The sequence below is a fragment of the Coprobacter sp. genome (assembly GCF_982436375.1).
The window spans coordinates 1-12,301 of record NZ_CEWDCG010000086.1 but is presented as its reverse complement, the minus strand read 5'-3'; the positions used below and the strand labels follow the sequence as shown (position 1 = coordinate 12,301).

Below are 12,301 nucleotides of genomic sequence, written 5' to 3'. Positions count from 1 at the left end.
GAATTATATAATCATAATAAAAAAATCGTAGAAAAATGACTAAGGCAGACATTGTAAACGAGATTTCAAAAAACACAGGAATTGAAAAAGCGCTCGTTCTGGCAACAGTAGAACAATTCATGGATTCGGTAAAAAGCTCGTTGGCAAAAGGTGATAATGTGTATCTGAGAGGATTCGGAAGCTTCATTGTGAAAAAAAGAGCTCAGAAAACTGCAAGAAATATCTCTGAAAATACGACGATTATTATTCCGGAACACAATATCCCGGCATTTAAACCTGCTAAAACTTTCATGGGAGAAGTGAAGTAATTTATTATAGTATTAATTATTTAAACGCATAAGATCATGCCAAGCGGAAAAAAAAGAAAAGGACACAAGATGTCCACGCATAAGCGCAAAAAAAGACTGAGAAAGAATAGACATAAGAAGAAAAAATAATGTCTGTCTTTTCATAAAAAAACAGAGAACCCAAAGAGCAAACTTATGGAAGAACATTCAAAAGTTTGTTCTTTGTTCTTTATAGTCCTCTGTTTTAACAAGTCGTATTATTTGTATTTAGCATTTAACAATAACCTAAAACGTATTGATGTGTCCACTGAATTAGTAGTTGATGTCCAACCCAAGGAGGTTTCGATCGCTTTGCTCGATGACAAACGTCTTGTAGAGTTGCAGAAAGAAGCCCGGAATATATCGTTTTCGGTAGGCGATATTTATTTGGGAAGGGTGAAGAAGCTGATGCCTGGACTAAATGCCGCGTTTGTGGATGTAGGTTATGAAAAAGATGCTTTTCTTCATTATCTGGACTTAGGTTCTCAATTTAACTCATGCGAGAAGTTTATTAAGCAGTCGCTTTCGGATCGTAAGCGGGTTTTGTCGATCTCGAAATTTAACATGTTGCCGGAGATCGATAAAGAGGGTACGGTAAGCGAAACGCTTAAAGTGGGACAAGAAATCTTGGTGCAAATATCTAAAGAACCGATTTCGTCCAAAGGCCCTCGGTTGACTGCGGAAATTTCTTTTGCAGGTCGTTTTCTGGTGTTGCTGCCTTTTTCCGATAAGGTCTCGATTTCTCAGAAAATAAAGTCTAACGAGGAAAAAGCGCGTCTGAAACAGTTGATACAGAGTATTAAGCCAAAGAATTTTGGAGTAATCGTGCGTACTGTTGCAGAAAATAAACGAGTTGCCGAGCTGGACAATGAGTTAAAGACTTTGGTCAAATGTTGGGAAGATTGTCTGGTAAAATTGCAAAAGGCTAAAACTCCTTCTCTTATTTTTGAAGAAACCGGTCGTACGGTGGGCGTTTTGAGGGACATTTTCAGTCCGTCGTTTGAAAATATATATGTCAATGATGAGGATGCCTATCAGCAGATCTATAATTATGTGAGCTTGATTGCTCCCGAACGGAAGGATATTGTCAAACTGTATAAGGGGAATCTCCCTATTTTTGATAACTTTGCTATTACCAAACAAATAAAATCTTCATTCGGAAAAACGGTTTCGTTTAAGAACGGGGCATACCTGATTATAGAACATACCGAGGCATTGCATGTCATCGATGTGAATAGCGGTAATCGGTCAAAATCGACCGCCGGCCAGGAAAGTAACGCATTGGATGTGAATCTTGCCGCTGCAGAGGAGATTGCCCGTCAATTGCGACTGAGAGATATGGGGGGGATTATCGTTATCGATTATATCGATATGATGGAGCCTGATAATCGTCAGAAGTTGTATGACCGGATGAAAGAATTAATGGCACAGGACAGAGCCAGACATAACATTTTGCCGTTAAGTAAATTCGGATTAATGCAGATTACCCGTCAAAGGGTACGTCCGGCATTGGATATAAATACCAGTGAAGATTGTCCTACTTGTTATGGGAAGGGTACGATTCGCCCTTCAATCCTTTTTACCGACCGTCTTGAAGATAAGATATCTTATTTAGTACATAAGCTCAAAGTAAAGAAGTTCTCTTTACATGTACATCCTTTTATTGCGGCGTTTATTAATAAGGGATTTTTTTCCCTGAAATGGCAATGGAGATGCAAATATGCATTCCGCTTCAAGTTGATACCGAATCAATCTCTCGCGTTTCTGGAATATAAATTTTATGATGGGAATAACAGTGAGATAGATCTGAAAGAAGAGATCGAAATTAAATGATGAAATTTCTCTTCGAAGAAAAAATAACGGACTCTTTTCTTTAGAAAAGAGTCCGTCTTGTTATATACGATCCAAAACTATTTCGATAAGATCTTTGATCGAATTTTTATAATTGCTATTGGCATGGTGGGCTACGCGATTGGCGATAATCGTGCATACGGTCATGGCTTTATGTCCCATAAGCTTGGATAGCCCGGCAAGAGCAGAGCTTTCCATCTCGTAATTAGTGATCACATGTCCGTCTTTATACTTGAACGCTTCTATTTTTTTATTCAGGTTCTTGTCTGCCAGAGGAACCCTCAGTTCCCGTCCTTGAGGTCCGTAAAACCCGTTTGCAGAAATCGTTACACCTTTTACCATCTCGCCTTTCCCGATTTGCTCTACCAGTTCTTTGTCTGCATCGATTACATAAGGAGCGGCCCAAAGAGAGTTCCATTCGACAAAATCGCAGAAAGCCTTTTCGAATTCGAGATCGCAAACTTCATTGCGCCCGGCATAAAAATTCAATACTCCGTCAAAACCGATCGATTTTTCTGATATGACGAATGTTCCTATGGGGACATGTGGTTGCAAACCTCCCGAAGTTCCGATACGCACCATTGTCAGTTGCCTGAATTCAGGCTTTTCGTTCCGGGTTTCAAAATCGATGTTGGCAAGAGCATCCAGCTCGTTTACAACAATGTCGATATTGTCTGTTCCTATTCCATGAGAAACGACGGTGATGCGTTTCCCTTTATAAGTACCTGTTATGGTATGGAATTCACGACTGCTTATATCACATTCTTTTGTGTCGAAAAATGACGCTACAAGATCTACCCGGCCGGGATCGCCTACCAGAATGATTTTATCCGATAATTGTTCGGGACGTATGTGCAAGTGAAAAGCACTTCCGTCTTGGTTGATAATTAGTTCTGATTCCGGAAAATGTTTCATAGCTTTCGGTTTTATGTTTATAACTTAAAATACGAATATAAGCATTATTTTTAAGAGCCCGGTTGAGAATATGTATAAATTTTCCAATAAAAATACTATCAGGGAGTCTTTGTGTTTTTTTCGGTTTCTATACATCAGGTAAGCTGTTGTGTCCCTTATGGGAATGGAAAGGTATCTGCGAAAACGACTTTCAAAAATGTCTGTGCAAGATTCAAGCAGGTTTTGGAACGGGAAGTCCCGAAGGTTAAAAAGTTTATCTATATGTCCGTATATCGTAAAAATAAAAAAGTCGTATATTTGCAATCATATATATAAGTACTTTTGATTGTTAATGTCCCTGTTCGGGGATTTCAAAATAAAAATATGGCAACAAAACCTGCAATACCTAAAGGAACCCGGGATTTTTCTCCGGAAGAGATGGCGAAACGGAATTATATATTCGATACGATCAGCGAAGTTTTCCATTTATTCGGATTTCAACAGATCGAAACCCCCGCGATGGAGAATCTTTCTACTTTGATGGGAAAGTATGGAGAAGAAGGTGACAAGCTGTTGTTCAAAGTGCTGAATTCCGGAGACTTTCTTTCGGGTGTGACGGATGAGGAGCTGTCTGCTCGTAATACGAATAAACTTGCCTCCATGTTGTGTGAGAAAGGTTTGCGTTATGATCTTACCGTTCCTTTTGCCCGTTTTGTCGTCATGCATCGGAATGAAATCGGTTTTCCTTTTAAGAGGTATCAGATACAACCGGTTTGGCGTGCCGACCGACCGCAAAAAGGCCGTTATCGTGAATTTTATCAGTGCGATGCCGATGTTGTCGGTTCTGATTCGTTGTTGAACGAGGTAGAATTGTTGCAATTGATGGATGAGGTATATTCCCGCTTCGGAATACGTGTCGCCATCAAGTTAAATAATCGCAAGATATTGAGCGGTATTGCCGAAGTCATCGGAGAACCTGAAAAGATTGTCGATATAACCGTTGCAATCGATAAACTCGACAAAATCGGTTTGGAGAAGGTCAACGAAGAGTTGAGGGAAAAAGGTATATCGGAAAAGGCGGTGGCCATGTTGCAACCTATTATTTTGCTGGAGGGATCGAATCGTGAGAAACTGGCTACTTTGAAAAATGTTCTTGTCGATTCGGATACCGGTTTGAAGGGTGTTTCGGAATTGGAGTATATTCTGGATCATTTGGAATCGTCTCCTTTGCGTTCTGCTTTGGAAATCGATCTTACTTTGGCAAGAGGTCTGAATTATTATACCGGGGCTATTGTGGAAGTAAAAGCTCTCGATGTTCAGATAGGCAGTATTACCGGAGGCGGGCGATATGATAATCTGACCGGGGTATTCGGGATGCCGGGTGTTTCGGGTGTAGGCATATCTTTCGGTGCAGACCGTATTTTTGACGTGTTGAATCAGCTCGACTTATATCCGAAAGATTCTTTGTCTGCAACGCAAATAATGTTTGTCAATTTCGGAGAAAAAGAACAGTCGATTTGTATGGAATATGCATTCCGATTGCGTCGTTGCGGTATTCGTACGGAGATTTATCCGGAGGCGGCCAAAATGAAAAAGCAGATGGGATATGCTGATTCAAAGAAGATTCCGTACGTGGCTCTTGTCGGGGAAAACGAAATAGCAGCCGGTAAAATTACGGTAAAAAATATGACTACCGGGGAACAGCAAATGTTGACCGTAAGTGAATTAGCGGATTTTTTGAAATAAACTATTATGATACGTTCGAGAAAAGCCGGAATAGAAGATATTCCTCTAATCAGGAATTTGGCGGAAAGATCATTTTTGCCTACTTATAAAGAAATTCTTTCTGCCGATCAGCTTAACTGGATGTTTGACTGGATGTATTCTGTTGATAGTCTTCAGCAACAGATTGAGGACGGTCATGTTTTCTTCATCGCTTATGAAGGAGATTTGCCTTGCGGTTACGTCTCGGTCGAGCGGCAGGGAGATGCGTTGTTTCATTTGCAGAAAATATATGTTCTTCCCGATTTTCAGGGGAAACATGTGGGGCAGCATCTCGTGCAGTTGGTATTTGATTATGTAAAATCTCTTTGTCCCGGAGAATGTAGTACGGTAGAGTTGAATGTAAACCGGAATAATAAAGCCAAGTCTTTTTATGAGCACATGGGATTTTCCGTTGCCCGTAGCGGGGACTTTCCGATAGGGAACGGTTATTATATGAATGATTATATAATGGCTATTAAATTGTCTTGATATTCAAAAAAACAGATTATATAGAGCTCATATTTATTGGAAAATTTTAGACAGATTCTTAAGTAAGTTTCTATTCTTTGGGGATAATTCCCATTTTTTCCATTAAAAAGCAGGCATTCATATTTTGTGCGACACCCGGCTGTAGCTTGTAAGAAAAGGATAATTCATTGTCTTTTATATCAGCTTCGAATCTGAAATTTTCGATAGTGTCCGGCCATTTTTCGGCTAAACTTCCTAATAGCAGATCATGAGTTGCAATAACTCCGGCAGCATTGAGTTTTACCAGTTTTTGAACCAAAGCCAGAGAGCCTTTTTGCTTATCTGTGGAATTTGTTCCCTTTAATATTTCATCTAAGATGATGAATAGTTTTTCTCCCGATTCAAGTCTGTCTATAATTTGTTTCAACCGTTTCAGTTCAGCGAAAAAGTAGGATTCCTGATCGCTTAGGGAGTCTGTTGTCCGTAAGCTTGTAAATAATTTGCATGGAGACAGTTGCATCTCTTTTGCACAGACCGGTGCACCGATACATGCCAAAAGATGATTGATTCCGATCGTTCTCAAATAAGTGCTTTTCCCTGCCATATTAGCTCCTGTTATTACGAGGAAAGAGGGGCGTTGCAGCATCTTTACAGGATTGCAAACACATCGTTCGGGTTCTATCAGCGGATGTCCTAATTCCGTTGCTTTCATTACCGGATTATCGTTGTCATTTAATACGGGAAATGTATATTCAGGATGATTGAACCGGAATGTGGCGAGAGAGCAGAGAGCGTCGAAACGGGCAATAGTTTCTATCCATCCGGGTAGAAATTTCCCGTTGTTGCGTATCCATTTTTCTATTGCTGCCAACTGTTTGAAATCCCAGAGGAAAAATCCGTTTAATATTGCAAATCCTATGGCATTGTATCTTTGATCAAGGTTACGCAGATATTTTCCTAATTGTTTTATGCGGGATGATACGGGAATCCCCTCTGTGTGCAAATCTGTACGGATGTTCTGAAGTAGCGAACTCGAGAATTCCGATTTTTCGAGTTGTTCGATAAGTCCGGCGTAAGTATTTAAAGACTTCAGCCCTTCGTTCAGTTTGTTCTGTGTACGGCTTACTCGTCCGGAAAGAATTGTCGCATAGCAAAAACATGTTAAAAATAGGAAAAGGATATAGTTTCCCGTCCCGACACCGAAGATCCACATCAGGATTAGAATTCCGAAAATCCAAGGGATAAAGGGCAAGATTATGCGCAGCCATTTAGAAACATAAATCGGTGAATCGTCCGATAATTCTGAAATGATCTGTGCATCTGTTTTACTTTCTCGGGAGGTCATTCCGTTTGCCAAGAAGTCGATTCGGAGCTCAGTCAATAAAGAAAGTTCTTCGACCGCTTGTTGCCTGTTGCGTATTTTATCGGGATCGGTTAGCGGATGGGTTATCCATTCGACTAATTTCTGTTGTCCGATAAGAGATGCGCTTCGGTTTAGATAGGCGAAAAGAGATTTTTTTCCGAAAATATCCAAATCGTTCGAAAAGTCATGTGTCGGATCTATATATTCTTTTCCGGTATCGATTCCTTCAAAATCGAATCTTTTCAGTTGCAGCTCTTTTTTGCAAATGGAAATCTTTGCTTCCAAAAAACTTTTTCGGGCAAAAAAACGATCATGGATACGCATCATTCCTAAAAAACAAGCTATACCGGCAATAATTGTACCGATAATAATTCCGGTATTGTATCCCCATAAAAAATAGAGAACGGTTAAAGTCAGGATAACCCAGCACAAACGTAAAGTTCCGATGTTGTAGATTTTTTTTCGAATACGTACGAGGGCTTGCTGTGTTACTTCGAGCAAATGGTTATAATAATGAACTGTATTATCGGTCATACTGTTATTTGTTTTGTCGGTAAAGATACCAATTTGTTAGCATCTGTCTGCATTTTACACAAAATCAAAAGAGTGTAAATATATAATTTTTGGTCGTAAGATTCGGACGGGCTTTTATATGAGGCTTCCCTTTTTCGGTTTATTTATGATAAACTTTGCAAAGAGGAGAGTCTTTAAAACATAAAATTGTATTTTTGTGATTGTCTAATGTAATTAAAAACGATTATGAAGCGTGTTTATTGTTTGATGATTTTGTTGTTGTGTGCAACATCTGTCCTTTGGGCTCAAAAAAAAGCTGAAATAGAATTTAAGCAGACAAAGTATGATTTTCACGAGATAGCCGAGGAAAATGGTGATGTGTCCCATATATTTACGTTTATCAATAAAGGAAATGCCCCGTTGATTATTACCCGCGCTTCGGCAAATTGCGGGTGTACCAAGCCCGAATATCCGGTAAAGCCGGTTGCTCCCGGTAAAGAAGGTCAGATCAAAGTGACTTATCAGCCGAAAGGCCGTCCCGGCAGTTTCTCGAAAAATATTTATGTATATACCAATGGAGAGCCGGAACGGGTGGTATTGTTAATTACCGGAACTGTGATCCCAAAACCTTAAAAAACGAATTTTATGATAAGACGGGGTACTATCTTATTGCTATTTGCAGTTTTGTTCGTTTCCGGAGTTTATGCGCAAAAGACCGCTAAAATCTCTTTTTTGGAGACAACACATAATTTCGGCTCTTTCTCTGAGAAGTTGGGGAGTGTAAGTTGTGTTTTTTCGTTTGTGAATACGGGAGATGCTCCATTGATAATAACCCGTGCGACGGCATCATGCGGGTGTACTCGTCCTGAATTTCCGATGCAACCGGTAGCTCCGGGCGACAGCGGGCAAATAAAAGTGACTTATAATGCAGTAGGGCGTCCCGGTAGTTTTGAGAAGAATATTTCGGTGTATGCCAATACCGATCCGGAACGTACGACTTTGATAATTAAGGGGAGTGTGATTCCGGTTCAACGTAGTGCCGCTCCGGCCTACGGACATACGATGGGGACTTTGGGGCTGAAAGCCGTACATGTTCCCTTTTTTGAAGTATATACCAATAAAACCAAAGTGGAGAAAATCGATATTATAAACAACGGAAAGACGCCTCTCACATTAGAATTTGACAAAGTTCCTCGCCATTTGGACGTTTCGGTATTGCCCGAGACTTTGTCTCCTGGACAAAAAGGTCGGATATTGATAACTTATCATGCCGACAGGGCTAAGGATTGGGGAATCCGCCGGGATGAGTTTTGGGTAAAGTTGCCTTCTTCCGATAAACCGCAGCCTCAAAATAAAATAACTGTTTCTGCAGATATTCAGGAAGATTATTCGGGAATGACTCCCGACCAAATTGCAAAAGCTCCTCATCTCGAAATCGGTAACGATTTAGTGGATTTCGGAACTATAAAAGGAAATACTGCTGTTTCTAAATCGGTGAGTTTGACTAATACAGGCGTTTCTAATCTCCAGATCCGCAAAGTCAATAACGAATCGCAAGTTGTTTCGGTATCTCTCCCGCAGATGAGTATACAGTCAGGAAAATCGATAGATATGAAAATAACGGTGAGGCCTTCGAAATCTCGCAGCCGCTTATTGAACCATCGCATTTTCATTATTACTAACGACCCTGCAAGGCCTACGATATCATTGCCTGTTGTTGCGACATTTGAATAATATATTATATTATTTTATTTTATTGGAGGATTATTACTATGGAACACATCGAGAACGATAATAAATATGAGGGATTAGCGGTTAATAAGGGTGTAGCGCAACCTCCTGCCGTAAATCCGTATTTAAATAAAATCAGAAAGGTTCGCAGGCGGCAATATACGGCAGCCGAATATACCGAGCATATTTTAAAGGGTGATATTACGGTGTTGAGTCAGGCTGTTACGTTGGTAGAAAGTAATTTGCCCGATCATCAGATACTTGCGCAAGAAGTAATCGAGAAATGTCTGCCTTATGCAGGGAGCTCGGTACGAGTAGGCATCACCGGTGTTCCCGGATCGGGTAAAAGTACATCGATCGATGCGTTCGGACTTCATGTCCTTAAAAAAGGAGGTAAACTTGCCGTGTTGGCGATAGACCCGAGTAGCGAGCTTTCAAAAGGAAGTATTTTGGGAGATAAAACCCGGATGGAAAAACTTTCTGTTGCAGATAATGCCTTTATAAGGCCTTCACCTTCTGCCGGATCTTTGGGAGGTGTAGCTCGTAAAACCCGTGAAACGATCGTTTTATGTGAGGCTGCCGGATTCGATAATATATTTGTGGAAACTGTCGGAGTCGGGCAGTCTGAAACAGCGGTGCATTCTATGGTCGATTTTTTTCTTTTAATACAGTTGGCCGGAACAGGTGACGAGTTACAGGGAATTAAGCGGGGAATTATGGAGATGGCTGATGGAATCGTGATTAACAAAGCAGACGGCAGTAATATCGAAAAGGCGAAACTTGCACAAGCACATTTTCGCAATGCGTTGCATCTTTTTCCACCGACTCCGTCCGGTTGGATACCGCAAGTGCTGACTTATTCCGGGTACTATGAGATCGGTATCGGAGAAGTGTGGAATATGATTGATGAATATATCGCTTTTGTTAAGAAGAACGGTTATTTTGAGCATAAACGTCAAGAACAGGCAAAATATTGGATGCTGGAAACCATAAATGATCAGTTGAAATCTCATTTTTATCAAAACTCTGAAATAGTATCGTTGCTCCAAGAAAAAGAAAATAGAGTTTTGCATTCGATACAAAGTCCTTTTACTGCAGCTAAAGAGGTGTTGGATTTTTATTTCGGTAAAATTCTTTGATATTGGGGAGAGTATAGTTCCGGTGTATAATAATCTGTCGGGTAGTTATTTACAAAATCGATTCGCAATCCGTTTAAAAGTATGCAGTTTTCAGAATTTAGTTTACAGTTACCTGTTACCGATCCGACTTTAATATTCTTTCTCGTACTTGTCATCATTCTTTTCGCTCCGGTGATATTGGAGCGTTTGCATATTCCTCATATTGTCGGGCTGATTTTGGCAGGAGTCCTTGTAGGACAGCATGGTTTCAATATTTTGAAACAAGATAGCAGTTTTGATTTGTTCGGGAAAGTGGGGCTGTACTATATAATGTTTCTGGCAGGTCTGGAAATGAATATGGAGGATTTTAAAAGTATCCGAGTTAAGGCTACGGTGTTGGGGCTTCTTGCTTTTATATTTCCTCTGGGTATAGGGATTTGGACTAATATGCATTTGCTTGAATATAGCCTCGTGACCTCTGTGCTGCTTGCCAGTATGTATGCTTCGCACACCTTGATATCTTATCCGATAGTTCTCAGATATGGCATCAATAGCCAGCGCTCTGTCGGCATTGCCGTGGGGGGAACTGCCGTCACCGATACGTTGACATTGTTGGTATTGGCGGTAATAAGCGGTTTATATAAGGAAGAAGCATCTGATCTGTTTTGGGTGTGGCTGCTTGTGAAGGTGGTTGTATTGAGTTTGGTTATCATGTATCTTTTCCCTCGTATTTGTCGATGGTTTTTCCATCGCTATAATGATAACATTGTGCAATATATCTTTGTCATGGCTCTTGTGTTTTTGGGCGCAGGATTGATGGAGCTTATCGGAATGGAAGGGATTCTCGGCGCATTCCTTGTCGGATTGGTCTTAAATAAGTTGATACCTCATGTTTCTCCTTTGATGAGTCACTTGGAGTTTGTCGGTAATGCTTTGTTCATTCCTTATTTTCTGATTGGAGTAGGAATGTTGATTAATATTAAAGTGTTGTTCGGACATTTTGATTCACTTAAAGTAGCTTTTGTAATGATTGTCGTAGCTCTTTCGGGAAAATGGATTGCTTCTTGGTTGACTCAGAAGATATATAAAATGCGGGCTGTCGAGCGGGAGTTGATGTTCGGATTGAGTAATGCGCAAGCTGCCGCAACATTAGCTGCCGTATTGGTAGGGTATAATATTATTCTTCCTGATGGACAGCGTTTGCTGAATGAAGATGTTCTGAATGGTACGATTTTATTGATTCTTGTAACATGTGTAGTAAGTTCGTTTATTACCGAATATGCCGCAAAACGTATCGTAATGGATAGTGCGGTCGAGGTGGTCGGCGAAGAGGTACAGAAAAAAGAGAAATTTTTGATTCCTCTGGCTAATCCCAGAACTTTGGAACAGCTTGTCGGTTTTTCTTTGTTGTTAAGGGATAAAAAAGATAAAGACAGTCTTGTTGCTCTTAATGTTATAAATGACGATAACGATTCATTGAAACAAGAACTTCAAGGGAAACATTCTCTGGAAAGGGCCGCTCAAATAATGACAGAAGCGGATGTAGAGCCGAAAACCGTAATGCGTTTTGACCTGAATATTGCGACCGGTATTTTTCATACGGCAAAAGAGCATGATGTAACGGACATTGTTATCGGATTGCATCATAGGAAGAGTATTGTCGATTCGTTTCTGGGGACATTGTCTGAAAATCTGTTGAAAAAAACGTGTATGCAAGTTATGATAGCTCGTTTTCATATTCCGGTCACTTCTTTGCAATGTATTATTGTTGCTGTTCCTCCGAAAGCGGAATTTGAATGCGGGTTTGTTAAGTGGATTTCCCATTTGTGTCGTATGAGTAAGCATTTAGATTGTCAGATTCATTTTTATGCACATCCGCAAACATCGGGATATATTCGTAAATATATTCGAAAGAAACATAGAGATATAAATGCCGTTTATACCGACCTTGTCAGTTGGGAAGATTTGCTGATACTGACCGGACAAATGAATTATGAATGTTTGTTGGTGATTGTTTCGGCACGGCGGGGAGCGATTTCCTACGACTCTTCTTTTGAAAAGCTCCCGGGACAAATATCCCGATATTTTAACAATAATAGTGTCGTACTGCTTTTCCCTGAACAGAATGGGGAACAGCAATAAGAGCCAGTCGTCTAAATTTTCCGACAAAAAAATATTGTCAGGTCTTCTTTGCGTTTTCTTCCGGTCAGTTTTTATCGTGTATTCTTAATGCCTACCGTCTAAGATTCTACTCTTTTATGAATTTTATTTGT

General features: G+C 40.2%; 10 protein-coding genes. 8 read left to right on the top strand and 2 right to left on the bottom strand.

Annotated features, from left to right (window positions below):
• Window positions 1-35: 35 nt before the first annotated feature.
• Together AC1WHX_RS06535 and AC1WHX_RS06530 are read left to right on the top strand one after the other, a co-directional pair.
• On the top strand, window positions 36-308 hold the full coding sequence (locus tag AC1WHX_RS06535) for an HU family DNA-binding protein (RefSeq protein ID WP_481229026.1): 273 nt from the start codon (window positions 36-38) through the stop codon (window positions 306-308).
• 279 nt (window positions 309-587) lie between these two features.
• On the top strand, window positions 588-2,159 hold the full coding sequence (locus AC1WHX_RS06530; protein WP_039928655.1) for an Rne/Rng family ribonuclease: 1,572 nt from the start codon (window positions 588-590) through the stop codon (window positions 2,157-2,159).
• A 60-nt stretch (window positions 2,160-2,219) separates the two neighbouring features.
• On the opposite strand, the gene AC1WHX_RS06525 is transcribed toward AC1WHX_RS06530, so the two are convergent.
• Window positions 2,220-3,092, bottom strand: coding sequence for a nucleoside phosphorylase (locus AC1WHX_RS06525; protein WP_122338529.1), 873 nt, complete (start codon window positions 3,090-3,092; stop codon window positions 2,220-2,222).
• A 363-nt stretch (window positions 3,093-3,455) separates the two neighbouring features.
• Between AC1WHX_RS06525 and hisS the strand changes: the two genes are divergently transcribed.
• Both hisS and AC1WHX_RS06515 read left to right on the top strand, forming a co-directional pair.
• Window positions 3,456-4,817: a histidine--tRNA ligase gene (gene hisS, locus AC1WHX_RS06520; RefSeq protein WP_302545420.1), complete on the top strand. Its 1,362-nt coding sequence runs from the start codon at window positions 3,456-3,458 to the stop codon at window positions 4,815-4,817.
• Window positions 4,818-4,823: 6 nt separating this feature from the next.
• Window positions 4,824-5,324 (top strand): GNAT family N-acetyltransferase, encoded by a 501-nt coding sequence (locus AC1WHX_RS06515; protein WP_302545421.1) that lies wholly within the window; start codon window positions 4,824-4,826, stop codon window positions 5,322-5,324.
• Window positions 5,325-5,394: 70 nt separating this feature from the next.
• Here AC1WHX_RS06515 and AC1WHX_RS06510 read toward each other — a convergent pair whose 3' ends face one another.
• The gene (locus AC1WHX_RS06510; RefSeq protein WP_302545422.1) at window positions 5,395-7,200 is read right to left on the bottom strand and encodes a MutS-related protein; all 1,806 of its coding nucleotides are present in this window, start codon (window positions 7,198-7,200) and stop codon (window positions 5,395-5,397) included.
• A gap of 225 nt (window positions 7,201-7,425) precedes the next feature.
• On the opposite strand from AC1WHX_RS06510, the gene AC1WHX_RS06505 reads away from it, so the two are divergent.
• From AC1WHX_RS06505 to AC1WHX_RS06490, 4 genes are all read left to right on the top strand, one after another.
• Window positions 7,426-7,812 (top strand): DUF1573 domain-containing protein, encoded by a 387-nt coding sequence (locus AC1WHX_RS06505; RefSeq protein ID WP_122304372.1) that lies wholly within the window; start codon window positions 7,426-7,428, stop codon window positions 7,810-7,812.
• A 12-nt stretch (window positions 7,813-7,824) separates the two neighbouring features.
• The gene (locus AC1WHX_RS06500; RefSeq protein WP_302545146.1) at window positions 7,825-8,913 is read left to right on the top strand and encodes a DUF1573 domain-containing protein; all 1,089 of its coding nucleotides are present in this window, start codon (window positions 7,825-7,827) and stop codon (window positions 8,911-8,913) included.
• 38 nt (window positions 8,914-8,951) lie between these two features.
• Window positions 8,952-10,049 carry a methylmalonyl Co-A mutase-associated GTPase MeaB gene (gene meaB / locus AC1WHX_RS06495; protein ID WP_009319116.1) on the top strand — a complete coding sequence of 366 codons (1,098 nt, stop codon included), beginning with the start codon at window positions 8,952-8,954 and terminating at the stop codon, window positions 10,047-10,049.
• An 81-nt stretch (window positions 10,050-10,130) separates the two neighbouring features.
• The gene (locus AC1WHX_RS06490) at window positions 10,131-12,170 is read left to right on the top strand and encodes a cation:proton antiporter domain-containing protein (RefSeq protein WP_481229024.1); all 2,040 of its coding nucleotides are present in this window, start codon (window positions 10,131-10,133) and stop codon (window positions 12,168-12,170) included.
• Window positions 12,171-12,301 lie beyond the last annotated feature (131 nt).